Annotated in this window: 25 protein-coding genes; 12 read left to right on the forward strand and 13 right to left on the reverse strand. The window is 70.8% G+C overall.

Annotation, left to right across the window (positions count from 1 at the left end; translation table 11 throughout):
* Positions 1 to 139: 139 nt before the first annotated feature.
* From M2157_RS39945 to M2157_RS39955, 3 genes are all read left to right on the forward strand, one after another.
* Positions 140 to 1,720, forward strand: a complete 1,581-nt coding sequence (locus tag M2157_RS39945) for an ABC transporter substrate-binding protein (protein ID WP_280856287.1) — start codon at positions 140 to 142, stop codon at positions 1,718 to 1,720.
* 70 nt (positions 1,721 to 1,790) lie between these two features.
* Positions 1,791 to 2,474 (forward strand): uracil-DNA glycosylase, encoded by a 684-nt coding sequence (gene ung, locus M2157_RS39950; protein WP_266524768.1) that lies wholly within the window; start codon positions 1,791 to 1,793, stop codon positions 2,472 to 2,474.
* A 122-nt stretch (positions 2,475 to 2,596) separates the two neighbouring features.
* Positions 2,597 to 3,118, forward strand: a complete 522-nt coding sequence (locus M2157_RS39955; RefSeq protein ID WP_280867582.1) for a hypothetical protein — start codon at positions 2,597 to 2,599, stop codon at positions 3,116 to 3,118.
* 12 nt (positions 3,119 to 3,130) lie between these two features.
* Here the strand turns inward: M2157_RS39955 and M2157_RS39960 are convergent, their stop codons facing one another.
* A complete protein-coding gene (locus tag M2157_RS39960) occupies positions 3,131 to 3,586 on the reverse strand; it encodes a hypothetical protein (protein WP_280867583.1) in 456 nt (151 codons plus the stop codon).
* A gap of 199 nt (positions 3,587 to 3,785) precedes the next feature.
* A complete protein-coding gene (locus M2157_RS39965; protein WP_280856283.1) occupies positions 3,786 to 4,298 on the reverse strand; it encodes a DinB family protein in 513 nt (170 codons plus the stop codon).
* A 120-nt stretch (positions 4,299 to 4,418) separates the two neighbouring features.
* On the opposite strand from M2157_RS39965, the gene M2157_RS39970 reads away from it, so the two are divergent.
* Positions 4,419 to 5,324: a Gfo/Idh/MocA family oxidoreductase gene (locus M2157_RS39970; protein WP_280867584.1), complete on the forward strand. Its 906-nt coding sequence runs from the start codon at positions 4,419 to 4,421 to the stop codon at positions 5,322 to 5,324.
* Here the strand turns inward: M2157_RS39970 and lnt are convergent.
* The 7 genes from lnt to M2157_RS40005 all read right to left on the reverse strand — a co-directional run bounded on the left by lnt (position 5,248) and on the right by M2157_RS40005 (position 11,060).
* Positions 5,248 to 6,807 carry an apolipoprotein N-acyltransferase gene (gene lnt / locus M2157_RS39975; protein WP_280867585.1) on the reverse strand — a complete coding sequence of 520 codons (1,560 nt, stop codon included), beginning with the start codon at positions 6,805 to 6,807 and terminating at the stop codon, positions 5,248 to 5,250. The two genes, M2157_RS39970 and lnt, sit on opposite strands and share 77 nt — an antisense overlap.
* A gap of 65 nt (positions 6,808 to 6,872) precedes the next feature.
* Positions 6,873 to 7,358 (reverse strand): nuclear transport factor 2 family protein, encoded by a 486-nt coding sequence (locus tag M2157_RS39980; RefSeq protein WP_280856280.1) that lies wholly within the window; start codon positions 7,356 to 7,358, stop codon positions 6,873 to 6,875.
* Positions 7,359 to 7,510: 152 nt separating this feature from the next.
* On the reverse strand, positions 7,511 to 8,683 hold the full coding sequence (locus M2157_RS39985) for an FAD-dependent monooxygenase (protein ID WP_280867586.1): 1,173 nt from the start codon (positions 8,681 to 8,683) through the stop codon (positions 7,511 to 7,513).
* A gap of 50 nt (positions 8,684 to 8,733) precedes the next feature.
* The gene (locus M2157_RS39990) at positions 8,734 to 8,913 is read right to left on the reverse strand and encodes a hypothetical protein (RefSeq protein ID WP_266524752.1); all 180 of its coding nucleotides are present in this window, start codon (positions 8,911 to 8,913) and stop codon (positions 8,734 to 8,736) included.
* A 110-nt stretch (positions 8,914 to 9,023) separates the two neighbouring features.
* Positions 9,024 to 9,542, reverse strand: a complete 519-nt coding sequence (locus M2157_RS39995) for a DUF1877 domain-containing protein (RefSeq protein WP_280867587.1) — start codon at positions 9,540 to 9,542, stop codon at positions 9,024 to 9,026.
* 5 nt (positions 9,543 to 9,547) lie between these two features.
* Positions 9,548 to 10,423, reverse strand: coding sequence for an undecaprenyl-diphosphate phosphatase (locus M2157_RS40000; RefSeq protein ID WP_280856277.1), 876 nt, complete (start codon positions 10,421 to 10,423; stop codon positions 9,548 to 9,550).
* A 166-nt stretch (positions 10,424 to 10,589) separates the two neighbouring features.
* Positions 10,590 to 11,060, reverse strand: a complete 471-nt coding sequence (locus M2157_RS40005; RefSeq protein ID WP_280856276.1) for a helix-turn-helix domain-containing protein — start codon at positions 11,058 to 11,060, stop codon at positions 10,590 to 10,592.
* A gap of 125 nt (positions 11,061 to 11,185) precedes the next feature.
* On the opposite strand from M2157_RS40005, the gene M2157_RS40010 reads away from it, so the two are divergent.
* Complete coding sequence (locus tag M2157_RS40010; protein ID WP_280867588.1) at positions 11,186 to 12,355, forward strand: thiolase family protein; 1,170 nt, start codon at positions 11,186 to 11,188, stop codon at positions 12,353 to 12,355.
* Positions 12,356 to 12,399: 44 nt separating this feature from the next.
* On the opposite strand, the gene M2157_RS40015 is transcribed toward M2157_RS40010, so the two are convergent.
* Positions 12,400 to 13,167: a VTT domain-containing protein gene (locus tag M2157_RS40015; RefSeq protein WP_280856274.1), complete on the reverse strand. Its 768-nt coding sequence runs from the start codon at positions 13,165 to 13,167 to the stop codon at positions 12,400 to 12,402.
* Positions 13,168 to 13,193: 26 nt separating this feature from the next.
* Here M2157_RS40015 and M2157_RS40020 point away from each other — a divergent pair, with 26 nt between their 5' ends.
* From M2157_RS40020 to M2157_RS40030, 3 genes are all read left to right on the forward strand, one after another.
* On the forward strand, positions 13,194 to 13,385 hold the full coding sequence (locus tag M2157_RS40020; protein WP_280859081.1) for a hypothetical protein: 192 nt from the start codon (positions 13,194 to 13,196) through the stop codon (positions 13,383 to 13,385).
* A 98-nt stretch (positions 13,386 to 13,483) separates the two neighbouring features.
* Positions 13,484 to 14,653, forward strand: coding sequence for an elongation factor Tu (gene tuf, locus M2157_RS40025; protein ID WP_280867589.1), 1,170 nt, complete (start codon positions 13,484 to 13,486; stop codon positions 14,651 to 14,653).
* A gap of 102 nt (positions 14,654 to 14,755) precedes the next feature.
* Complete coding sequence (locus M2157_RS40030) at positions 14,756 to 15,601, forward strand: fused MFS/spermidine synthase (RefSeq protein WP_280867590.1); 846 nt, start codon at positions 14,756 to 14,758, stop codon at positions 15,599 to 15,601.
* Here the strand turns inward: M2157_RS40030 and M2157_RS40035 are convergent.
* Positions 15,563 to 16,861 (reverse strand): MFS transporter, encoded by a 1,299-nt coding sequence (locus M2157_RS40035; protein WP_280867591.1) that lies wholly within the window; start codon positions 16,859 to 16,861, stop codon positions 15,563 to 15,565. The two genes, M2157_RS40030 and M2157_RS40035, sit on opposite strands and share 39 nt — an antisense overlap.
* 155 nt (positions 16,862 to 17,016) lie before the next feature.
* Between M2157_RS40035 and M2157_RS40040 the strand changes: the two genes are divergently transcribed.
* Complete coding sequence (locus tag M2157_RS40040) at positions 17,017 to 17,454, forward strand: DUF4442 domain-containing protein (RefSeq protein WP_280858944.1); 438 nt, start codon at positions 17,017 to 17,019, stop codon at positions 17,452 to 17,454.
* Between the two features lie 38 nt (positions 17,455 to 17,492).
* On the opposite strand, the gene galU is transcribed toward M2157_RS40040, so the two are convergent.
* Complete coding sequence (gene galU / locus M2157_RS40045) at positions 17,493 to 18,443, reverse strand: UTP--glucose-1-phosphate uridylyltransferase GalU (protein WP_280856270.1); 951 nt, start codon at positions 18,441 to 18,443, stop codon at positions 17,493 to 17,495.
* Between the two features lie 495 nt (positions 18,444 to 18,938).
* On the opposite strand from galU, the gene M2157_RS40050 reads away from it, so the two are divergent.
* Positions 18,939 to 20,687 carry an RICIN domain-containing protein gene (locus tag M2157_RS40050; protein WP_280868337.1) on the forward strand — a complete coding sequence of 583 codons (1,749 nt, stop codon included), beginning with the start codon at positions 18,939 to 18,941 and terminating at the stop codon, positions 20,685 to 20,687.
* A gap of 113 nt (positions 20,688 to 20,800) precedes the next feature.
* Positions 20,801 to 21,451, forward strand: coding sequence for a DedA family protein (locus M2157_RS40055; RefSeq protein ID WP_059207663.1), 651 nt, complete (start codon positions 20,801 to 20,803; stop codon positions 21,449 to 21,451).
* A gap of 3 nt (positions 21,452 to 21,454) precedes the next feature.
* Here the strand turns inward: M2157_RS40055 and M2157_RS40060 are convergent, their stop codons facing one another.
* Positions 21,455 to 21,988 carry a gamma carbonic anhydrase family protein gene (locus tag M2157_RS40060; protein ID WP_280867592.1) on the reverse strand — a complete coding sequence of 178 codons (534 nt, stop codon included), beginning with the start codon at positions 21,986 to 21,988 and terminating at the stop codon, positions 21,455 to 21,457.
* A 105-nt stretch (positions 21,989 to 22,093) separates the two neighbouring features.
* Here M2157_RS40060 and M2157_RS40065 point away from each other — a divergent pair, with 105 nt between their 5' ends.
* On the forward strand, positions 22,094 to 22,882 hold the full coding sequence (locus tag M2157_RS40065) for an acyltransferase (RefSeq protein ID WP_280856267.1): 789 nt from the start codon (positions 22,094 to 22,096) through the stop codon (positions 22,880 to 22,882).
* The last annotated feature ends 675 nt before the right edge of the window (positions 22,883 to 23,557 follow it).

Here is a 23,557-nt window from a genome sequence, read left to right on the forward strand (position 1 = left end):
ACGCACAAAAGCCTCACAGGGGATTTACAGGGTCATCACGCCGAGGTGATCAAGCTCGCTGTGAACGAACCGGTTGAGTGTGCGTGGCGCTGCGGTATGTTTTGCCGACTCTCGGCACGGCATTTCGAGGAGCAAGCGCGTGTTCATGCGGAACCGATACCTGCCGCCCCTCGCGGCCCTCGTGTCCATATCCACGATGGCCGGATGCGGGGTGTTCTCCTCGGACTCCTCCGACGGCGGGAAGGCGATCATCGTGGGGACCACCAGCGCCCCGGCCACGCTGGACCCCGCGGCCTCCTGGGACAACTCCTGGGAACTGTTCCGCAACGTCTATCAGACGCTCCTGAACTACTCACCCGGTGGATCCGACCCCGAACCCGACGCGGCCGAGAGCTGTGAGTTCACGGACCCGTCGAGCACCGAGTACAGCTGCACGCTGCGCGAGGGTCTGAAGTTCTCCAACGGACACACGCTGGACGCCAAGGCCGTCAAGTACTCCATCGACCGGATCAAGAAGATCAACCTCAACGGCGGGCCCGCCGGCCTGCTGGGAACGCTCTCCCGGGTGCAGGTCAAGAGCGACCGCGAGGTCGTCTTCCACCTCACCCAGCCCGACGCCACCTTCCCCCTGATCCTCACCACGCCGGCCATGTCGATCGTGGACCCCGCGGAGTACTCCGCGACCGCGATCCGCAAGGACGGGAAGATCAGCGGCTCGGGGCCCTACAGCCTCGACTCCTACCAGGAGGGCGAGAAGGCCGAGCTCGTCCGCAACGACAACTACAAGGGCATAGCGGACCTCAAGAACGACGCCGTCACCATCCGCTACTTCAAGCAGTCGGACGAGATGGTCAAGGCCCTCAAGGACAAGGAGATCTCGGTCGTGTACCGCGGTCTCGGGGCCTCCGACACCGTGGACATCGAGACCAACCAGCAGAAGGAGGGGCTCCAGCTCCTGGAGAACCCCACCACCGAGATCAGTTACCTGGTGTTCAACCCCAGCGACCCCTGGTCCGCGAAGCCCGCGGTCCGCAAGGCCGTCGCCCAGATCGTCGACCGCCCGGCACTCGTGCACTTCGTCTACAAGGACACCGTCGAGCCGCTGTACTCGATGGTCCCGGCCGGACTCACCGGCCACACCACGGGATTCTTCGACGACTTCGGAGACCCCAGCGTGGCCAAGGCCAAGCGGTTCCTCAGGGACGCGGGGATCACCGAGCGCGTCCCGCTGACCCTCTGGTACACCAGCGACCGCTACGGCTCGACGACCAAGCCCGCCTTCCAGGAGCTGAAGCGGCAGCTGGAGGCCTCCGGTCTCTTCAAGATCACCCTCAAGAGCCGCCCCTGGAAGACCTACGTCGAGGGCTACCAGAAGGGTGAGTACCCGGTGTTCGGGCGCGGCTGGTTCCCAGACTTCCACGACGCCGACAACTTCATCGCGCCCTTCGTGGGCGAGCAGAACGCGCTCGGCACCCCGTACGACGCCCCCGAGATCACCGGCAAGCTGCTGCCCGAGTCGCGCGCGGAGAGCGACCGCGGGGCCGTGGGGCCGCAGATCGAGGAGGCCCAGCAGGTCTTCGTGGACGACACCCGGCTGGTGCCGCTGTGGCAGGGCAAGCAGTACGTGGCCGCGAACGAGGAGATCTCCGGTCTCGAGAAGGTCATCGACCCGGCGACCATGATGACGATGTGGGAGCTGTACTGGAAGACCAGCTGGTAGCGGCGCGCTGTCAGTGGTCGCCTGTAGGTTCTGAAGCCTGCAAGTGACCGCACATCGTAAGGACGTTGACGTGACCGACACCGCCATGCTGCCCGAGTCCTGGCGCGGGGTTCTGGGCGACGAACTGCAGCAGCCGTACTTCAAGGAGCTGACGGAGTTCGTCGAGGACGAGCGGGCGAAGGGTCCCGTCTACCCGCCGCGCGAGGAGGTCTTCGCCGCCCTCGACGCGACGCCCTACGACCAGGTGAAGGTCCTGATCCTCGGCCAGGACCCGTACCACGGCGAGGGCCAGGGCCACGGCCTGTGCTTCTCGGTCCGCCCGGGCGTCAGGACCCCGCCCTCCCTCCGGAACATCTACAAGGAGATGAAGGAGGAGCTGGGCCTGGAGATCCCGGACAACGGCTACCTCATGCCGTGGGCCCGGCAGGGCGTCCTGCTGCTCAACGCGGTGCTCACGGTCCGCTCCGGCGAGGCCAACTCTCACAAGGGCAAGGGCTGGGAGAAGTTCACCGACGCGGTGATCCGCGCGGTGGCCGAGCGGCCCGACCCGGCCGTCTTCGTGCTGTGGGGCAACTACGCGCAGAAGAAGCTCCCCCTGATCGACGAGAGCCGGCACGTCGTGGTCAAGGGCGCGCACCCCTCGCCGCTGTCGGCGAAGAAGTTCTTCGGCTCCCGCCCGTTCACACAGATCGACGAGGCGGTCGCCCGGCAGGGCCACGAGCCCATCGACTGGACGATCCCGAACCTCGGCTGACCCGTCCGCCGGGCCGGTGCCGCGCGGCCCCGGCCCGGTCCCGCCTGACCTCGATTGTCAGATGCGGCGGCTAGCGTCGGGACGGACAGGGGACGACAGCTGACAAGGGCCCGGAGGACGCTTTGACGGAGCGACAGGAGCAGGCGGCGCCGGACACCGTGATGACACGGATCGGGCAGGTCGTCATGCTGTGTCACGCGGGGGACCGCGAGGAGGCCCGGCACCGCTTCCTGGCCCTGTGGACGGAGATCGGCGAGGACGGCGACCCGTTGCACCGCTGCACCCTGGCGCACTACATGGCCGACGCCCAGGACGACCCCTGCGATGAACTCGCCTGGGACCTCCGGGCCTTGACGGCCGCGGAGGAACTCACCGAGGACCGGCTGAGCCGGCACGAGGGCGCGCTCGCCGTGCGCGCCCTGTATCCCTCGCTGCACCTCAACCTGGCCGCCGACTATGTGCGGCTCGCCCGCACGGACGCCGCCCGCACCCATCTGCGCCGGGCCCGCAGGGCGGCGGACGCCCTGGGGGAGGACAACTACAGCGACGGTGTGCGGGCGGCGATCAGCAGGCTGGAGCTACGGCTCGGCGAGGGCGGATCCGCCGCTGACGGAGGGTGGGGTCCGCCGCGGCAGCGGCCCTGAGACCGGCGTGCCTCAACGCCCGTACGCCTGGTCGCAGATGACCGACTCGGGGCTGCCCTCCTGCCAGCCGCCGTACTTCCTGCCGAGAGCGCAGACGTCCTTCGGGCCCTTGGGGACCGACTTGGGGACCGACCTGGCCACGTCCGGAATCTCGACCCGGGGCTGCCGGTAGTGCCCGGCGTCCGGGTGCCGGGGTTCGGGATGTGCCGGGCGGGCGGGATGCTGTGGATGTCCTGGACGCCCCTGTGCGGGCTGTCGGGACTGCGGCCGCGCGGAGGCCGCTGCGGTCCCCGGGGCGCTGTCGCGCGGCGCGGTTCCCTGCGGCTTCGAGGACCGGGACGGGTCGATCATGGACAGTGCCTCCTGGGCCGGGGCCTGCACGATCTGCGGCTGCGCCTGACCGTCCGGGTGGGCGTCCCCCGGTCCCGGCAGCCGTGACGGTGCCGTCGTCGGCGGCGGCCCGGACACAGGTGGACGCTGGACCGTCACACAGCCGGTGAGGGCCGAGACAGCCACGGTGACCAGGAGCGTTGCGGTAGTCGTGGTTCGATGCACTCGCGCCACTCTGCTGGTTCGGGCGACCTCGGCGACAGCGGACCGGCGGAGGTTGCCCCGCACGGGTGATCTCCGCCCCCGTACGGTGTGCTCAGGCCTCCCGGTGCTGACGTCAATCGCCGGTGACGCCGTCGATGCGCTCGCGGATCAGGTCGGCGTGGCCGTTGTGGCGGGCGTACTCCTCGATCATGTGGGTGTAGAGCCAGCGCAGGTTGAACCGCTCTCCGGTCCGGCGGTGCTTGCCCACGGTGATGTCGTCCAGGCCGAAGCGGGACGCGTTCTGCCGGCTCTTCTCGATCTCGGCCTGCCAGGTGTCGTGCGCCTCCTGCCAGGTGTCGGCCTCGGTGAGACGGAACTCGCCGTCCGGGTCGGCCTCGGTGTAGTAGATCGGCGCCGCGTCCTCGTCGGTCAGGACCCGGCGGAACCAGCTGCGCTCCACCTCCGCCATGTGCCGCACCAGGCCCATCAGGGAGAGCGTGGACGGCTCCACCGAGGCGGTCCTGAGCTGGGCGTCGGTCAGGCCTTCGCACTTCCAGGCGAGGGTCTGCCGGTGGTAGTCCAGCCAGCCCTCCAGCATGCTGCGTTCGTCGGCGGTGGTCGCGGGTTCGGCGCGCTGAGTCGTCATGCTGGCATCCTGACCCAGCTCACCCCTCACCACCAGCGAATTCCCGGTCGTCGGCCGGGGCCGTCGCGGCCGCCGTATGCTTCGGGCAAGGCCCTGGCCGGACAACCTGGAGGAGTCCTCGTGAAGGTCGGCTGCATCGGACTCGGTGACATCGCGCAGAAGGCGTATCTGCCGGTGCTCGGCGGCCGGCCCGGCGTCGAACTGCACGTGCAGACGCGGACGCCGGCGACGCTGATCCGGGTCGCCGACGGTCTCCACCTTCCCGGCGGACAACGACACCAGGACCTCGACTCGCTGCTCGCCCAGGACCTCGACGCCGCCTTCGTGCACGCGCCGACCGACGTGCACCCCGACATCGTCGCGCGGCTGCTCGAGGCGGGCGTACCGACGTACGTCGACAAGCCGCTCGCCTACGAACTCGCTGACTCCGAACGGCTGGTGGCGCTCGCCGAGCAGCGGAACGTGAGTCTGGCCGTCGGGTTCAACCGGCGGTTCGCCCCCGGGTACACGCAGTGCGCCGACCATCCGCGCGAGCTGATCCTCATGCAGAAGAACCGGATCGGGCTCCCGGAGGAGCCGCGCACGATGATCCTCGACGACTTCATCCACGTCGTCGACACCCTGCGGTTCCTGGCGCCGGGGCCGGTCGACGACGTGACGGTACGCGCGCGCGTGGAGGACGGACTGCTGCACCACGTCGTGCTCCAGCTCGCCGGGGACGGCTTCACCGCGCTCGGGATGATGAACCGGCTCAGCGGCTCGGCCGAGGAGATCCTGGAGGTGTCCGGACAGGACACCAAGCGGCAGGTGATCAACCTGGCCGAGGTGATCGACCACAAGGGCCAGCCGACCGTGCGGCGGCGCGGCGACTGGGTGCCGGTGGCCCGGCAGCGCGGCATCGAGCAGGCGGTGCTCGCCTTCCTGGACGCCGTGCGCGCGGGAAAGGTGCTCAGTGCCCGGGACGCGCTGGCGACCCATGAGCTGTGCGAGCGGGTGGTACACGCGGTTCAGGAGCGCTCCGCTTGAACCGCCGGCCCAGCTGGGCGGCGCACCACACGGCGAGGATCAGCAGGGCCGCGTGCACCGGCCAGTCGCCGAAGCGGACGTACGGCGTCGTCCCGGTCGCCAGCGGTACGTCGTACACGCCCGAGGTGCTGGAGTCGGTGCCGATCCACCGGCCGACGCGCTGTCCGCTCGCGTCGTAGACGGCGGAGACGCCGGTCAGGGTCGAGTGCACCATCGGGCGGCCCGTCTCGGCGGCGCGCAGGGCGGCGAGCGAGGCGTGCTGCTCGGGGGCCCAGCTCTGCTGGAAGGACGAGGTCGCCGACTGGGCGATCAGCAACTGGGCGCCGGCCTCGGCGAGATGGCGGCTCATGTCGGGGAACGCCGACTCGAAGCACACCATCGGCCCGACCTTCAGCCCGTGACCGACGTCCATCACGACCTGCTCGGAACCGTGCCTGCGGTTCTCGCCCGCCGCCTTGCCGACCGAGGTGGCCCAGCCGAGCAGCGAGCGGGCCGGGATGTACTCGCCGAAGGGGACGAGCCGCATCTTGTCGTAGCGGTCGCCGGTGAGTCCGTCGGGGCCCACCAGCACCGAACTCTTGTAGATGCCGGGCTTGTCGGAGCGGCGGGCGTCCACGTTGACGAGGATGTCGGCGCCGGTCTCCTCGGAGAGCGCCGCGATCCGCTTCGCCAGGTCGGGCCGGTCCCCGAGGTCGAAGCCGACACTGCTCTCGCCCCAGACGATCAGGTCGACGTCCTGCCCGGCGAGGTCGCGGGTCAGCTGTTCCTCGCGAGCGAAGCGCCGGTCGGGGCCGTCGATGACACCGGGCTGGACGACCGCGATCCGTGTCGTCCCCGCGGTGTCGGGGCGCGGTGACCACATCCAGGCCGCCGAGGTCACGGCGGCCGTGGCGACCAGACCCGCCACCGCGGGGACCCTGGACTCACGGATCGTCACCAACACGGCGACCGCCACGTTGACGGCCACGATCAGGAAGCTGAGCAGCCACACCCCGCCCACCGAGGCCAGCCGCAGTGCCGGTTCCACCTGCCACTGGCTGGAGCCGAGCACGCCCCACGGGCCGCCGAGCCCCTGCCACGAGCGGACGAGCTCGATACCGAGCCAGCCCGACGGCAGCACGGCGAGCGCCGCGGCGATCCGGCCGCGCGAGGCCGTCCCGGCCAGGAAATGCCGCACCAGCGCACCCCACGGCGCCCACAGCGCGCCGAGCAGGGCGCCGATGACGAAGATGAACACACTCAGGCTCGGCAGCAGCCAGTGGTGCATCCCCACCATGAACCCGAAACCGCCGGCCCAGCCGTCGTACGCTGCCCGTTTCGCCGTGGGAGCCGAGCGGATCAGCGCGATCCAGGGGACGAGGGCCACGTAGGCGAACCACCACAGGGACGGTGCCGGGAACGCGAGTACGGGGAGAGCGCCTGCCACCGCGGCGACGATCGAGCGCCGCCACGGGGAGGCGAGCCAGTGGCCGAACGTGTTCATACGGCGCCTCCTACCCCGTGGGTGACTCCAGTGTGCGTGTGGTGGACCACCCCGAGGGTGTCGGCTCAGTTGATCACAGGTGAGGGCCGCGGGTCCGGCAGTCGCCGCCACTTCTCCTGTACGACGACCTCGCGCACCCGCCAGCCGTCGTCCGTGCGCAGCACAGTGAAGGCGTAGCGGCCGCCGCAGACGAAGTCGGGGGCGGTGGAGGCGGTGCCGTCGTCGGCGAGGCGCATCGGGTTGATGTAGTCGGCCTGGACGCGGGCCGTGTCGCCGGTGTCCTGGTCCAGGGTGCCGAACCGGACGCGGCGGTTGACGATCAGATGCTGGCGCATCGAGAACAGCCGCAGGCTCTCCGCGAGCCATGCGGCGACCTTGCGCGCGTCTCCCTCGACCCCGCCCGCCGAGCGGTAGTCGGCCCGCCCGTCGGAGGTGAACAGTCCTCGGTACGCCTCCCAGTCGCCGTCGTCCACGGCCACGGCGTAGTCGGTGACAAGTGCGTCCACGGCCAGCCGGTCCATCACGGTCGCGAGCTCCACACGCTGCGTCATCGGCTCAGTGTTGGGCATGGGGCGGGCCGCGCCAAGGGGCGTGCGGTGACATTCGGACGGCGGGGCGGGGTGGTCGGTGGGAGGGATGGTCGAGGGATGGGGTGATCGGGAGACGGGGTGATCGGGGGACGGGATTGGTCGAGGGTGGGTGGTCAGCCGTCGGCCAGGACGTCCACCGGCCAGGCCGCCGAGTGCGGGCCGAACCTGTTCTCGGCCGCGAGGGCGACAAGGCGGGCGTTGCGCGCCTCGGCCTCCGGGCCGTCCGGCAGGTGGTAGTCGTGGCCCGCGCGGGCGGAACCGGCCTGCACGGACGTGGCGGCCGGGACCCGCCTGCGGACGTACCGGTCGAGCGCTTCGGGCACCTCGTCGGGTGCCGTGCCGGTGAGGCAGTCGCCGAGCACGGCCGCGTCCATGACGGCCTGGGCCGCGCCCTGGGCCTGGAACGGCACCATCGCGTGCGCGCTGTCGCCGAGCAGGGTGACTCGGCCGATGTGCCAGCGGGTGAGCGGGGCGCGCGTGTAGATGCCGTAGCGCAGGACCTGGCCCGCGCGGTCGAGGACGGTCAGCAGCCGGGGGTCCCAGCCGGAGAAGGTGCGCAGCTGTTCGCCGGGTTCCGCCCGGGCGGTCCACGACTCCTGGGCCGCGTGGTCCGTCACGAACACGGCGACGACGTTGAGCAGTTCGCCGCGGCGCAGCCAGTAGTGGACGACGTGGCGGCCCGGGCCGAGCCAGCCCGCGTACTCCGGGAGGTCCAGGTCGGTGACCTCGGCGGCGGGGAGCAGGGCCCGGTATGCGGCGGTGTGCGAGAACACCGCCTCGTCCGCGCCGAAGAGCCACTGGCGGGCGGCTGAGCGGATGCCGTCGGCGGCCACGACGAGGTCGGCGTCCAGACGTTCACCGCTCGCCGTGGTCACGTGGGCCGCGGTGTCGTCCTGGTCGATCCCCACGACGGGGGTGGCCAGGCGCAGCGACTCGGGCGGTACGGCGGCGGAGAGGGCCTGTTGGAGATCGGCCCGGTGTACCTGGAGGTACGGCGCCCCGAACTCCTCCTCGGCCTCACGGCCGATGACATAGCGGCAGATCTCGGAGCCGTCGGACCAGGTGCGGAAGCTCACATGGGCCGGCCGCGTGGACGGCTCCGCGACGGCGTCGAGCAGGTTCAAGCGGCGTAGGACGCGCGTGGCGTTGGGGGCGATCTGGATGCCGGCACCGATCTCGCTGAGCTGCCGCGACTGCTCGACGAGCGTCACCTCATGGCCTGCCCGGCGCAGGCTCAGCGTCGCGGTCAGTCCTCCGATGCCCGCGCCCACGACGATCGCTCTCATGGCATGACCTCACTTCGACGGTCGTACCGGCTGTGTCGGCGGAGGGGGGCTCAGGCCGCCTCGATGACGGCACTGCGGATCGCGGCCGCCCACTCGACCACCAACAGCTCGTACTCCGCGCGCTCCTGTGCCGACAGCGTGCCGCCGGCGCGCATCCAGAGCGCCCGGATCTGCTCGTTCACCTCGGCAGCGGACCGCGCGGAACCACGGGTCAGGGAATCGGGGGACATGCGCACAAGCCTAGGCGCAAGCACTGACAGTCCGCTACCGGACGGCTACGCAGAACATATGTGATTGGTCACGGATTTTCGGGGCGCACGCCCCGGTGCCGGTGCCGGGGTCAGTCGACCCAGACGACCACGCACCATCCGCGAAGGGCGGCCTCGCGGTAGAACTGCCGCACCGCTGCGAGGGGTGCGGCCAGGTGGGCGCGGATGTCCCCGGCGAACTCCGGGCCGAAGCCGCACATGGCCGCCGCCTCGGCGGGGGAGTCCGGCAGGTCCGCGAGCAGGGCGGCCGCGTCGATGGCGTCGAGCCCGTGGGCGATGTCGGCGACGGCAGTGGGCCCGAGCAGTCGCGGCGGATCCGCGAAGCCGTCGTACACCTCGTCGTGGTCGAGGAATGCGACATCGCCGTCCGGATCGCCGGATACCGTGCGTTCGAGCAGGGCCGCCGTGCCGGGGGCGGCTCCTGACGCGCGGCAGTGGCGGATCAGGCCCCACACCCCCCAGCCCGCGTCCAGAAGGTCCTCGGCCGGTGGGTCCCAGTTCGGTACCCCGCCCGCCGAGTCCAGGGCCGAGGCGCGGCAGCGGTCCAGGTAGTCCGGTGCGACCCTCGCGAACTGCTGGGTGAGGGCCATGCCTGTCAGCCCGCGGACTCCGCCGCATGGGGGCTCAGGGCGCCCATCGTGACGAGGGCGATGATGACGATGCCCAGGGCGATGCGGTACCAGACGAAGGGCATGAAGCTCTTGGTCGAGATGAACTTCATGAACCAGGCGATGACCGCGTAACCGACGACGAAGGCGATCACCGTGGCGAAGATCGTGGGGCCCCAGGAGACGTGGTCGCTCTCCATCGCGTCCTTCAACTCGAAGAGGCCGGAGGCCAGTACGGCGGGGATGGCGAGGAGGAAGGAGTAGCGCGCGGCGGACTCGCGCTTGTACCCCATGAACAGACCGCCACTGATCGTCGCGCCGGAGCGGGAGACGCCGGGGACGAGGGCCATGGACTGGCAGAGGCCGAAGATCAGGCCGTCCTTGACGCCGAGGTCCTCAAGTCCCTTGCGCTGCTTGGGCGCGCGATGCCGCCCGCCGTTCTCGTCGCGTGCCGCCAGCCGGTCCGCGACGCCTATGACGATGCCGACGACGATCAACATCGTGGCGGTGATGCGCAGGTCGCGGAACGGTCCCTCGATCTGGTCCTTGAACAGCAGTCCCAGCACACCGATGGGGATCGAGCCGACGATCACCAGCCAGCCCATCTGGGCGTCGTGGTCGCTGCGCAGCTCCTTCTTGACCAGCGAACGGCTCCACGTCGAGATGATCCGCCCGATGTCCTTGCGGAAGTAGATCAGTACGGCGGCCTCGGTGCCGATCTGGGTGATCGCGGTGAAGGCCGCCCCTGGGTCCTTCCAGCCCGAGAAGGCCGCGGTCAGGCGCAGATGCGCACTGGAGGAGACGGGAAGGAACTCGGTCAGCCCCTGGACGAGTCCGAGGACGAGTGATTCAAACCAAGACATGAAGTTACGGCGTCCAAGTGCTGGTCGTGTGAGGGGAGTCGGGCGCGCCACATCACCGGGCGCGGTGATCGGGGTGCGAGGGCAGCGTAGCGCCCCGCGGTGACAGGCCGGCCACAGGGGCGGGCCAGGGGCGGGCGGCCTCCCCGGGCGGGCGACCGACCAGTGCTTACGCGGCCGTCGGGCCCGCCACCGTCCAGCCCGGGGTCTGCGGATGGGACGTCAGGTCCTCGTGCACCACCGTGCCGCCGCAGGCCGAGCAGGCGACGACGGGCGTCAGTTCATGGCCGCAGCTGTGCTCCAGGACCATGGGCCGGTCGTCGTCCTCGCGCAGGTGCCGGTCACCCCACGCCATGAGCGTCAGCAGCACCGGCTCCAGTTCGAGCCCCGCCTGTGTGGGCCGGTACTCGAAGCGCTGCGGTCGCTCGCTGTAGACCCGCTTGGTCAGGATCCCGGCGTCGACGAGCCGGCGCAGCCGGGTGGCCAGGATGTCCCGCGGCGCCCCGATGTTGCGCACGAGCTGGTCGAAGCGGCCGTTGCCCAGGCAGACCTCCCGCAGCACGAGCAGGGAGTACTTCTCGCCGACGAGCGCCAGGGCATCGGCGATGGAGCAGGGGCGCGGGTCTCGGGTGGCGGCCATGATGCCCAGTCTAGGGGAGGGTTTGGTTCTCCAACTCAAGGGTTTGATTTTCCAACCCACAAGGCTATGGTGGGTTTGGATTTCCTACTCACTGGTAATCGCCCGCATTGATGGAGGCCCGCACCATGCGTGACGCAGTCATCGTCGAAGCCGTACGCACCCCCATAGGCAAGGGCAAGCCCAACGGCACCCTCGCGCACGTGCACCCCGTCGAACTCCTCGCCCACACCCTGCGCACCCTCGTGGAGCGCTCCGGCGTCGACCCGGCGCTCATCGACGACGTCATCGGCGGCACCGTCGACCAGGTCGGCGAGCAGGCCATGAACACCACCCGGTACGCGGCCTTGTCGGCCGGATTCCCGGAGACGGTCCCGGCGACCACCGTGGACCGCCAGTGCGGCTCCTCCCAGCAGGCCGTGCACTTCGCCGCGCAGGGGGTGATCGCGGGCGCGTACGACCTCGTCGTCGCCTGCGGGGTCGAGTCGATGAGCCGGGTGCCGATGTGGTCGAACGTTCCGGAGGGCAAGGACCCCTTCGGTCCCGGGGTCGCCGAGCGCTACAAGGAAGGCCTCGTCCCGCAGGGCATCAGCGCCGAGCTCATCGCCGCCAAGTGGTCGATCACGCGCGAGCGGATGGACGCGTTCGCCGTCTCCTCGCACCAGAAGGCGGCCGCAGCGTGGGAGAAGGGCCTCTTCGACGCCGAGGTCGCGCCGATGGACGGTGTCTCGCGCGACGAGTGCGTACGCCCGGGCAGCACCCCCGAGATCCTCGCCGGTCTGCGGCCCGCCTACTACGACCCGAACTTCGCCGAACGCTTCCCGCAGATCGGGTGGAACGTGACCGCGGGCAACGCCAGCCCGATCAACGACGGCGCCTCGGCCGTCCTCATCACGTCGAGCGAGACAGCCGAACGGCTGGGCCTGCGCCCGCTGGCCCGCCTCCACAGCTTCGCCGTCACCGGCTCCGACCCGATCCTCATGCTCACCGGAGTCATCCCCGCCACGGAGCAGGTCCTGCGCCGAGCCCACCTCACCCTCGACGACATCGACCTCTTCGAGGTCAACGAGGCGTTCTCCAGCGTGGTCCTGGCCTGGCAGCAGGAGACGGGTGCGGACCTGTCCAAGGTCAATGTCCACGGCGGCGCGATAGCCATGGGCCACCCCCTGGGCGCGAGTGGCACCCGCCTGACGACGACGCTGGTGCACGCGATGCGGGAACGCGGGGCCCGTTACGCCCTGCAGACGATGTGCGAGGCAGGCGGACTGGCCAATGCGATGATCTTGGAAAGGGTGTGACGAGGGCCCTTCAGAGGCGCGCTCGGCCCCACCCCGTCAAGCGCTCAAGGGCGTCGCAGATGATGCCGCTTGCGCCACGCCACGATCGCCCCCGCCAGCCCCGGCAGGGCGATCGCCGCCATGGCGATCAGAAAAGCGGGCGAAGTCGGCGCCGAGGCCCGCGCCCCGGCGACCACGTACGCGGCGGTGTTCGGAATCGATCCGAGCGCCGTCGCGACGAGGAACGGGACGTACCCCATCCGGGAGACCGCGGCGCAGTAGTTCGCCGCCCAGAACGGCACCCCGGGGAACAGCCGGGCCGCCAGCATCGACCGGAACCCGTGCCGACTGAGCTGTCCGTCCGCCGCCTTCAGCCACCGCCCCCGCAGCAGCGGCCGCAGGGCGTCCTGCCCGAGTATGCGGCCCAGGCCGAAGGCGATCCCCGCCCCGAGCACCGTGCCGGCGAGGGCCGACGCGAGCCCGAGCTGCGAACCGAAGAGAGCGCCGGCGGCAAGATTCAGCAGGGGCCGAGGCACGAACGCCACGGTGCACAGCCCGTACGCCACCCCGAACACGACCGCGGCCGCGACCCCGCCGAGCTGGGGTGGCCAGCCGTCGGAGAGCAGTCTCTGTGGCTCGAAGAGCAGGACCGTGGACGCGGCGCCCGCGAGCAGCACGACGAGCAGGGACAACCGGGACCACGGCGACAGCAGCACTCTCGTGCAACGGGAGGTGAGACCCACCGGAGCGGGGACGGGGAGAGCGAGCTCCGTGGCGGTGGCCGGGGGAGTGGCCGTGGCGGTGCCCCCAGAGCGGGTGGTGGCATCGAGCATCCAGTGACGGTAACCGACATGGATGTGTGATCGCCGTATGGGTGCCGCCGGTTGCGCTGACGGGCGGTGACAAAAACCGTTCGACGTGGGACGACGCGTGGGACATGATCTGCGTCATGTTCCGGTACGCCTTCGCTCTCGCAGCATCCGCAGTCGCGGATGCGCCGAAGGCTGCCGTTCCCGTGTTCCTGGCCGCCGCAGACGGCGCCCGAAGCTGACCCTTCCCGGACAGTCCGGCGGACCCCGCAGGGGGAGGGTCGGCGAGTCCTTGGGGTCCCGTTCTTCCACGAACACGAAGAGGCTTCGAGGTACAGCCATGTCCAAGACCGCTTACGTGCGCACCAAGCCGCACCTGAACATCGGCACGATGGGTCACGTCGACCACGGCAAGACCACCCTGACCGCCGCCATCACCAAGGTCCTGTCCGAGCGCGGCAGCGGCACCTTCGTGCCGTTCGACCGCATCGACCGGGCCCCGGAGGAGGCCGCTCGCGGGATCACCATCAACATCGCGCACGTCGAGTACGAGACCGACACCCGGCACTACGCCCACGTGGACATGCCGGGCCACGCCGACTACGTCAAGAACATGGTCACCGGGGCCGCGCAGCTCGACGGGGCGATCCTCGTCGTCTCCGCGCTCGACGGGATCATGCCGCAGACCGCCGAGCACGTGCTGCTCGCGCGGCAGGTGGGCGTCGACCACGTGGTGGTCGCCCTCAACAAGGCGGACGCGGCCGACGAGGAGCTGGTCGAGCTCGTCGAGCTGGAGGTCCGTGAGCTGCTCACCGCGCACGGCTACGGCGGCGACGCGGTGCCCGTCGTACGGGTCTCGGGGCTGAAGGCCCTGGAGGGGGACCCGCGTTGGACGGCGTCGATCGAGGCGCTGCTCGACGCGGTGGACACGTATGTGCCCATCCCCGAGCGGTATCTGGACGCGCCGTTCCTGATGCCCGTCGAGAACGTGCTGACCATCACCGGCCGGGGGACCGTGGTGACCGGCGCGGTCGAGCGGGGCACCGTGCGGGTGGGTGACCGGGTCGACGTGCTCGGGGCCGCCGTGGAGACGGTGGTGACCGGGGTCGAGACCTTCGGCAAGCCGATGGAGGAGGCGCAGGCCGGGGACAACGTGGCGTTGCTGCTGCGGGGCGTTCCCCGGGACGCGGTCCGGCGGGGGCATGTCGTGGCCGCGCCCGGCAGTGTGGTGCCGAGCCGTCGCTTCATCGCGCAGGTGTATGTGCTGTCGGCGCGGGAGGGCGGGCGTACGACGCCTGTCGCCACCGGGTACCGGCCGCAGTTCTACATCCGCACGGCGGATGTCGTGGGGGATGTCGACCTCGGTGAGGTCGCTGTCGCCCGGCCTGGAGAGAAGGTCGTCATGTCCGTGGAGTTGGGACGGGACGTGCCGCTCGAGGCGGGACTCGGGTTCGCCATCCGTGAGGGTGGGCGGACCGTGGGGGCGGGGACTGTGACAGCCGTCGTGTGAGGGTGGTTGCGGTATGTGGGGGGGGACTGCGGGGCCGTCGTGGCTGGTCGCGCAGTTCCCCGCGCCCCTGAAGGGGCGCTGTGGCACAGGCACAATGAGCAGATGACCGAGTCCCTGCCCGTCGCCCGTACCGTTGATCACGGGTTCGCCAAGCTGATGCCCGATGTCGATCGGGAGCGGGCCTGGTTGTTGACCGTGGACGGGGCTCCGCAGTCGTACGTCGATCTCGACGAGCCGACGCATCTGGAGTTCGAGTACGCGCAGCGGCTCGGGCATGTGCTGGACGGCGTCGGGGAGGCGGGGCGGCCGCTGGACGTCGTACATCTCGGTGGGGGTGCGCTGACGTTGCCGCGGTATCTGGCGGTCACCCGGCCGGGTTCCCGGCAGGACGTCGTCGAGGCCGACCGGGCTCTGCTGGAGCTGGTCGTCGAGCATCTGCCGCTTCCGGAGGGGGCGGGGATCGCGTTGCACGCGGCCGATGCGCGGCGATGGCTGGAAAGCGCCCCGGCGGGCTCCGCCGATGTGCTGGTCGCCGATGTCTTCGGAGGGTCGCGGGTTCCCGCCCATCTGACGTCCTTGGAGTACGCCCGTGAGGCGGCGCGTGTGCTCAGGAGCGGCGGGGTCTATCTCGCGAATCTCGCCGACGCCGCGCCCTTCGCGTTTCTGCGGTCCCAACTCGCCAACTTCGCCGAAGTCTTCGAGGAGCTCGTGCTGATCGCCGAGCCCGCGGTACTGCGGGGGCGGCGGTTCGGGAACGCGGTGCTCGTCGCCGCGCACCTGCCCCTCGACACACCGGCCCTGGCCCGGCGGACCGCGGCCGACGCCTTTCCCGCGCGGGTCGAACACGGCGCCGGGCTGCGGAAGTTCATGGGGGCGGCGCGGCCGGTGCGGGACGAGGAGGCGGTGCCGTCACCCGAGCCCCCCGACGGGGCGTTCGGCATCGGCTGAGTCGTTCGTGGTGGCCTGGGTGACCTGCTTGGTGCTCCGGCGCAGGTCACGGACGTCCGGGACGCACAGGACGGCCGCCGTGACCGCCGCGATCAGGCCCGAGCAGCCCCACAGGGCCGCGGTGCGTCCGAACGCCGACTCCGCCGGGCCCGCCAGCGCCGCCGCGAGCGGCATGAGGGCGACCGAGCCGAACCAGTCGTAGGCCGAGACCCGGGAGAGCTTGTCCTCGGGTATCTCCTGGTGCAGGGCGGTCATCCAGGAGACGCCGAACACCTCGACGGTCGCGCCGGCCACGAACATCGCCGTGCACAGGAGGGGTACCGACACCGGTACGGCCAGCGCGGCGGACGGCAGCGCCATCGGGAACACGCACAGGATGCCCACGAAGAGCAGCCGGTGCGGCTTCCAGCGGGTCATGAGGAGGGCGCCGACGACCGTGCCCGCGCCGAAGAAGCCGAGGGCGACACCCCAGGGGCCCGCCCCGCCCAGGTCGTCCCGGGCGACGAGCGGGCCGTAGACCGCGTCGGCGGCGCCGAGCACCGCGTTGGCCACGGAGAACTGGACGACGATGCCCCACAGCCACGGCCGACCCGCGACCTCCCGCCAGCCGTCGCGCAGGTCGGCGAGCATCCCGGCGCCCGGTTCGCGCGCCGGGATGTGGCTCACGTCGAGGAAGGCGCGGAGCGAACCCGCGACCGCGAAGGCCATCGCGTCTGCCGCGAGCACCCAGCCGGGGCCGACCGCGGCGACCAACGCACCGCCGAGCGCGGCACCGCCCAGGGCCGCGCCCTGCATCGCCATCCGGAACACCGCGAAGGCACGGCCGGCCTGTTCGCCGCTCACCGAGGACAACAGCATGCCCTCGGCCGCCGGGCTGAAGAACGCGTGGCCCGTGCCGCCGAGCGCGGTCAGCAGCATCATCTGCCAGAGCCGGGGCTCGCCGGCTAGGACGAGGACGGCGAACGCGCCCTGGGAGAGGCAGTTGAGGGTGTTGGCCGCGACCATCACCCGGTGCCGGGGCAGGCGGTCCGCCACCGCGCCGCCGATCAGCAGGAACACCACCAGCGGGAGGGTGCGCGCGGCGGCCACCAGGCCCACGTCGCCGCTGTCGCCGCCCGCCTCCAGTACGGCGAACGCGGCGGCGATCAGGGCGCCGTTGCTGCCGAGGTTGGTCACGAACGCGGCGGCGGTCAGAAGGCCGTAGTTGCGGCTCGCCCAGGCGGGTCTGCGGGCACGGCGGGAGGCGGCGGTGGGGGTCACCGGCCGACTATCGCCGCCGGGGGGCTGCCTTGCCAAACCCTTTCCAGGACAGATCGGGATGCGGCCATGTCCGGAAGGAGACGCCGATCACTGGTGCCGGGCCTGGTCAGCGCGATTTACTCGTGGGTAACATCCCGGGCATGAGCGCAGACCAGATGTCCGTCGGCGAGATGCTCGCCGCCACCGTGCCGATGGTGCGGACCCTGAACATCGAGTTCCTGGAGACCGGCCCGGAGAAGGTCGTGGTCGCCCTGCCCGACCAGGGCGAGTTCCACAACCACGTGGGCGGACCGCACGCCGGGGCGATGTTCACGCTCGCCGAGTCGGCCAGCGGGGCGGTCGTCCTGGCCGCGTTCGGGGACCAGCTCTCGCGCGCGGTGCCGCTCGCCGTCAACGCGGAGATCGCCTACCGCAAGCTCGCGATGGGCCCGGTGACCGCCACGGCCACCCTGGGCCGCCCGGCCTCCGAGGTCGTCGCCCAACTCGACGCCGGGGAACGCCCCGAGTTCCCGGTCACGATCGAGATCCGCCGCGCGGACGGGGCTGTCACGGGCGAGATGACGGTGGTGTGGACGCTTCGACCGAACGGCTGAGCGGCTGAGCGGGGGCCTGAGGGGCGCCTTTCCGTCCCTCAGGCCGCCAACCGCCTCCGCCCCGCCCCCTCGCCGCTTTCGAACTCCGCCACGAACCCCTTGAGCCAGTCGATGAACTCGGGGCCCAGGTCGTCGCGGTCGCAGGCCAGGCGTACCACCGTGCGGAGGTAGTCCGCCTTGTCGCCGGTGTCGTAGCGGAGGCCGTCGAAGACGACGCCGTGGACCGTGCCGTCGGCCGCGAGGTTCTGGAGGGCGTCGGTGAGCTGGATCTCGCCGCCGCGGCCCGGCGGAGTGCGGTCCAGGACGTCGAAGACCTCGGGGTCGAGGACATAGCGGCCGATGACCGCGTAGGCGCTCGGCGCGGTCTCGGCCGAGGGCTTCTCGACCAGGCCGGTCACGCGGACCAGGCCCTTCTCCTCCGTGGGCGTCACGGCCGCGCAGCCGTAGAGGTGGATCTGCTCGCGCGGTACCTCCATGAGGGCCACCACACTCCCGGCGTACCGGTCGCGGACGTCGAGCATCGTGCTGAGCAGGGTCTCGCGCGGGTCGATCAGGTCGTCGCCGAGGAGGACGGCGAAGGGCTGGTCGCCGACGTGGCGGCGGGCACAGAGCACCGCGTGGCCGAGGCCGAGCGGCTCGCCCTGGCGGATGTGGTGGATGTTGGCCAGGCGCGCGGGATCGCGCACGGCGTCGAGGCGTACCGCGTCGCCCTTGGCCGCGAGGGCCTGCTCCAGTTCGAAGGCGTTGTCGAAGTGGTCCTCTATGGCCCGCTTGTGGCGGCCGGTGACCATCAGGACGTCGTCGAGCCCGGCCGCGGCGGCCTCCTCGACGACGTACTGGATGGCCGGCTTGTCGACGACCGGGAGCATCTCCTTCGGCGTCGCCTTGGTCGCCGGCAGGAATCGGGTGCCGAGCCCGGCAGCCGGGACGACTGCCTTGCGGACCGTGCGGGTGGGGACCGTGGTGTCGGTCGTGTGGGGGACGATCATGCCGATCATGCTGCGTCACCCGGATGAGAACCCACCGGGAGACGCCTGGGAGCCTGCTGTGGACCCGGCCGGAGTGGGAGATTTCGTGTGCCAAGCACCGGACCGCGCTCACAACTTGAGTCCCGCGCACCGCTTAATTTTCGAATACGGGTGCGGATACCGGCGGTAACATTTCTGAACCGTCCTCTTTTTGAACATGGGTCACTCCACCTTCTTGTTTGCTGTACATCAATTGTGCGAAGGTGAGCGCCCCCCGGGATGAACCGGGTCGCATCTGATGCGGCATAGGTATGCACCAATCAGGCGCCTGCTTTCCGAGGACGCGCATATCCCATGCCGTCCTGCGGCTTGGAAGGAATTGGTCCCGTGCAATCCGCTTACCCCCCACGACCCCCTTACCCTCCACGCCCCGGATCGAGTCCGGCGGAGTCCGACCGCCATCTTCTGGCCCGGCTGGGAGAGAACAGCGTGGACGGCCATGCCGTCGCGCTGTTGATGACGCGTCACTGGCAGGCGACCTACGAATACTCGGTCATCTGCCTTGCCTCCTGGTCGGGTTCGGCGTCGATGGCGGCCGCGGCGGCATTTCACCGGGTGCTCGGCCGGGCGGGTGACGGCGCGCTGCGCCCCCAACTTCTTGTTGCGGTGAGGGAGTTCGTCAAGGAGTGGGCCGCAGACGACGAAATCTCCGCCGTACTGCCGGAACTTCGCAAGACAATCGGCGGCCGCGGTCTACGTGCGGCGAGGTCCGCCACCCCTGAAAGAAGGCAGCTCGCCGAGCGCGCATTCAGGGCCCTTCCCGGCGCATCTCAATGCCTGCTGTGGCACAGTGAGGTCGAGGCCGAACCCATATCCGTACCGGCCGGTCTGCTGGGTGTGGACGCGTCCCGTGCGGCGGCCGCCCTCGATCAGGCGCGCGAGCAATTCCGAACGGGCTGTGTCCGTGCTCACCGGGAACTCGCGCCCACCAGTGAATGCCGCTTCTACAATCGTCTCCTGGATGTACCGATTCGTCGGGGCGGGGGCCTTCTGCCCGATGTCCGTAAACATCTGACGGATTGCCGGTATTGCCGTCACGCCGCGGAACAGCTCAGCCATTTCGAGGGCGGTCTGGAGGTGCTGCTCGCCGAGACGGTGCTCGGCTGGGGCGCCCACCGCTATCTCGACTCGCGGCCCGCGCGTTCCGCCGAGCGTCCGGCCCCGGCCCCGCCCGGCGCGGCCCGCGCAAAGCCCGGCGGCCGCCACCGCCCCGTCCCCGCAGGCCTCCTCGCGCAGCCGCGCAAGAGCGCCCGTGCCGTTCTCGTCGGCGCCGGTCTTACCTCCCTGGTTCTGCTCGCCACGGTGCTCGTGGCCAAGGGCTGGTCGGACGACGGCAGTGTTCCCACGCCCGGCGCCACCTGGGGCGCGGTGAGCGGGAACACCGTACGGCCGACTCCGTCGACGGTCTCCCAGGGCGCCGGGTCCCCGTCCACGGCCTCGATGGGCAACCCCGTGGAGGTCGGCCACGGCAGGCTCCGCAACGCCGACGCCGGCCTGTGCCTCGACACCCAGGACGCCCACCAAGCCCGGACCGCGGCCGGTACGAAGGCCGTGCTGACGGAGTGTTCCTCCGCCGGATCCCAGCAGTGGTCGTACCAGGAGGACGGACTGCTGCGCAGCGCGGCCGATCCCAGGCTCTGCCTCGACTCGGACACCGAGAAGCGGACGGTCGTGGTCGCCGACTGCCTGACCCACGCCGGTGAGGTCCGCTACGACCTCACCGTGCGGGGCGAACTGCTGCTGCGCCGCGGGAAGGGGCTCCTGGTCGCGCCCGGCAAGGGGGAGACCGTCGTCGTCACCGGGCGGAACGGCTCGCAGGGGCAGAGGTGGACGCTGGAGTTCGCCGACGAGAGCGCGCCGGCACAACAGGGCACGCGGTCGCCCGAGGACGCGGAGACGGGCCGGCCCTCCGGGGGACCGGACGAGGATCCGGTCGCACCCCACCTCGCCCCCGCCCCGCCCTCGGGTTCCGACGACCACCCCGACAGCCGTCCCGAAGACAGCCCCGGCCGGCCCTCGGACCAGCACGGAACCCCGTCGCAGCAGTACGGGACACGGGTCGCCCAGGTCGACGACAGCGACTCCGAGCCGGCCACTCCGGCCGCGCCGGCCGAGCGGGCCGGGGCGGTGGTGGGTGCGGTCGTCGACACCGCCACCTCGGTGACGGCGCCTCTCACCTCGACGCTCGGGAACGCACTGCCGTAGGAGACCGAAGGTGAGCTGTTGCTCCGTACGTCGGTTCTCGTGACCCGGTAGGCTGCCACGGCGTGCGTCGGTACTTGGCGCACGCCGGGAACGCGACTCAGGAGGAACCGGCGTTGCACGTCCAGGAATGGCTCGACACCGTGCCCCCGGCCGCCGTCTACGCCCTGGTGGGCCTGGTCATCGGCCTGGAGAGCCTGGGCATTCCGCTGCCCGGCGAGATCATCCTGGTCTCCGCCGCGCTGCTGTCCTCGCAGCACGCGGGGATCAATCCCGTGGTGCTCGGTGCGTGCGCCAGCGTCGGGGCGGTCGTCGGTGACTCCATCGGCTATGCGATCGGGCGCAAGGGCGGTCGGCCACTGCTCACCTGGCTCGGCAACAAGTTCCCGAGGCACTTCAGCGAGGGCCATGTCGCCACGGCGGAGCGGTCCTTCGAGAAGTGGGGCATGTGGGCGGTGTTCTTCGGCCGCTTCGTCGCGCTGCTGAGGATCTTCGCCGGGCCGCTCGCCGGTGTGCTGCGGATGCCGTACTGGAAGTTCCTGATCGCCAACGTGCTGGGCGGGATCATCTGGGCGGGCGGGACGACCGCGGTCATCTATTACGTGGGGATCGTCGCCGAGTCGTGGCTGAAGCGGTTCTCGTGGCTCGGACTCGTGCTGGCCGTGCTGATCGGGCTCACTTCGATGCTCGTGCTCAAGCGCAGGGCGGCGAAGGCGACGGCCCAGATGCAGGCGGCCGAACCGGAGACCGTCCCGGCCGCCGACTGAGGCTCACGGCTTGTCGTGCACCTCGCTGTGCGCCTGGGCCAGATCCGCGTAGAGCGTTCCGTTCAGGGTGACTCCCTCACGCTCCTCCTCCGTGAGCTCCCGCCGCACCTTCGCCGGCACGCCCGCCACCAGCGAACCGGGTGGCACCTGCATGCCCTGCGGTACCAGTGCCTGGGCCGCCACGAGGGAACCCGCCCCGATCACCGCGCCGTTCAGCACCGTCGCGCCCATGCCGATCAGGCAGTCGTCCTCGACCGTCGCTCCGTGGACCACCGCGTTGTGTCCCACCGAGACGCGCTCGCCGATCGTCACCGGGAAGCCGGGGTCGGCGTGCAGGGTGCAGTTGTCCTGGATGTTGCTCTGGGCGCCGACTGAGATGCGTTCTACATCGCCGCGGGCCACCGCGCCGTACCAGAGGCTCGCCCCCGCCTGCAGCGTCACGTCACCGATCACCGACGCGGTGGGCGCCACGAAGGCCTGCCCGTCGATCTTCGGTTCCTTACCGCCGATGCCCGTGATCAACGCCTTGTGCGCCATTTCGCCTCCTGGTTCGCGATATGCCGAACCGTACGCCACCGGGTGGGGCGAAGATCACAAGCCCTCCATCTCATCTGTGCGCCGTGCGCTCAGTACGGTGTGCTCGTGCCGAAGAGCAAGAACACGTTCTCATCCTGGCGGGGCCGTCTGGTCCAGCGTGCTGTCCACGCGGGCTGGGCCTGGGTGCAGCGCACGGGCTCCGTCACCGCCGAGCGCCCGGGGCGCTTCCGCTTCGGCGCGCTGGGGGTGCACACCCGGCTGGCCTTTCCGCTCGGCACGGTCTTCGGTGAACCGTGGATCCATGTCGGCTCCCACTGCATCGTCGGCGAGCAGGTCACTCTGACCGCCGGCCTGATGCCCGACCTGGACCTCGGTCCGGAGCCGATCCTGCGCATCGGCGACGGGGTCGTGCTGGGGCGCGGCAGCCATGTCATCGCCGACACCACGGTCACCATCGGCAGCGACTGCTACTTCGGGCCGTACGTCTATGTCACGTCCACCAATCACTCGTACGACGATCCCCACGAGCCCATCGGCAAGCAGTGGCCGCGGATGGAGCCGGTGGAGATCGGGCCGGGGTGCTGGATCGGGACCGGGGCGGTGATCCTGCCCGGTGCGCGGATCGGGCGGAACGTCGTCGTGGCCGCCGGGGCCGTGGTGCGGGGTGTGGTGCCGGACCACGCGGTGGTGGCGGGGGCGCCCGCTCGTGTCGTACGGCGCTGGACCGCCGAGGACGGCTGGCAGCCGCCGCTCAGGACCCCGGCGCCGGTACCGATACCCGAGGGAGCCACGGCGGAACAGCTCAACGCGCTGGCCGGGCTGGACGAGGAGACGGCGGCGAAACTCGCCCAACTGGACGAGGACGCGGCGGGGCGACTTGCCGGACTGGACTGAGGGATGGGGCGGCGGGGGACGCGTTGAGTGGGGTGGGCTGAGGGACGGGGTGGCCGGGGGACGCGTTGAGTGGGGTGCGCTGAGGGGCGGGCTGGAGGAGGGCGCGTTGACTCGGGTGGGCTGAAGGTGTGCCGGGTTTGCTTGCGGTGGGGGCGGCGGGTTGGCTGGGGCGGGTGTCGGGGGAGCCTGGTGGGCGGGTTGGGCCCTGAGTGCCGGGCCGGGCGGCGTCGCGGGCTTGGTGGGCGGTTGGGTTGACGGTGGGTCGGATTGCCCGTTCGGACTCGGCTGGGCCGATTGGCGGGGGAGCTCGCTGAGTCGGGTGGGGTGAGGGGTGCCGCGAGCGGGCTCTGTCGGCTGGGCCGACCGGCGTCGGGTCAGTTCCTTTGAGAGGAGCAGGATGTCGGCCGGGGCCAGGGTCGCGTCGTTGCCTGGAGGGCGCTCGGCGTCTGCCGGGAGAGCTGTGCCCGGCGTGGGATGTGGCCTCAGGTCTATCGGGTCCACCGGGTAGTGGGCCACGGCGAAGCAGGTCAACGTGCCGGGCGGCCTGGATCAGGGGCGGTGGCGACGCTCGCCGGGCTGGGGGTCAGACGGTCGCGAGGAGCACGGTGCCGGTCAGGGCCAGGGCTGCGCTCGTTGCCGGGAGGACGCGGGGCGTTTGCTGGGGAGGGAGCTGTG

The organism is Streptomyces sp. SAI-127 (genome assembly GCF_029894425.1).
In the GTDB taxonomy this organism is placed as follows: domain Bacteria; phylum Actinomycetota; class Actinomycetes; order Streptomycetales; family Streptomycetaceae; genus Streptomyces.

What these genes read in the sequence shown, in the direction of transcription:
- M2157_RS39985 (WP_280867586.1), bottom strand. Translation starts at nt 8,683, where the DNA reads ATGAGAGCGATCGTCGTGGGCGCGGGCATCGGAGGACTGACCGCGACG.
- M2157_RS40000 (WP_280856277.1), bottom strand. Translation starts at nt 10,423, where the DNA reads ATGTCTTGGTTTGAATCACTCGTCCTCGGACTCGTCCAGGGGCTGACC.
- tuf (WP_280867589.1), top strand. Translation starts at nt 13,484, where the DNA reads ATGTCCAAGACCGCTTACGTGCGCACCAAGCCGCACCTGAACATCGGC.
- M2157_RS40060 (WP_280867592.1), bottom strand. Translation starts at nt 21,988, where the DNA reads ATGGCGCACAAGGCGTTGATCACGGGCATCGGCGGTAAGGAACCGAAG.
- M2157_RS40030 (WP_280867590.1), top strand. Translation starts at nt 14,756, where the DNA reads ATGACCGAGTCCCTGCCCGTCGCCCGTACCGTTGATCACGGGTTCGCC.
- M2157_RS39995 (WP_280867587.1), bottom strand. Translation starts at nt 9,542, where the DNA reads ATGGCCCTCACCCAGCAGTTCGCGAGGGTCGCACCGGACTACCTGGAC.
- M2157_RS40005 (WP_280856276.1), bottom strand. Translation starts at nt 11,060, where the DNA reads ATGGCCGCCACCCGAGACCCGCGCCCCTGCTCCATCGCCGATGCCCTG.
- M2157_RS40050 (WP_280868337.1), top strand. Translation starts at nt 18,939, where the DNA reads ATGACGCGTCACTGGCAGGCGACCTACGAATACTCGGTCATCTGCCTT.
- M2157_RS40010 (WP_280867588.1), top strand. Translation starts at nt 11,186, where the DNA reads ATGCGTGACGCAGTCATCGTCGAAGCCGTACGCACCCCCATAGGCAAG.
- M2157_RS39965 (WP_280856283.1), bottom strand. Translation starts at nt 4,298, where the DNA reads ATGACGACTCAGCGCGCCGAACCCGCGACCACCGCCGACGAACGCAGC.
- galU (WP_280856270.1), bottom strand. Translation starts at nt 18,443, where the DNA reads ATGATCGTCCCCCACACGACCGACACCACGGTCCCCACCCGCACGGTC.
- M2157_RS39980 (WP_280856280.1), bottom strand. Translation starts at nt 7,358, where the DNA reads ATGACGCAGCGTGTGGAGCTCGCGACCGTGATGGACCGGCTGGCCGTG.
- M2157_RS39990 (WP_266524752.1), bottom strand. Translation starts at nt 8,913, where the DNA reads ATGTCCCCCGATTCCCTGACCCGTGGTTCCGCGCGGTCCGCTGCCGAG.
- M2157_RS40015 (WP_280856274.1), bottom strand. Translation starts at nt 13,167, where the DNA reads ATGCTCGATGCCACCACCCGCTCTGGGGGCACCGCCACGGCCACTCCC.
- lnt (WP_280867585.1), bottom strand. Translation starts at nt 6,807, where the DNA reads ATGAACACGTTCGGCCACTGGCTCGCCTCCCCGTGGCGGCGCTCGATC.
- M2157_RS40040 (WP_280858944.1), top strand. Translation starts at nt 17,017, where the DNA reads ATGTCCGTCGGCGAGATGCTCGCCGCCACCGTGCCGATGGTGCGGACC.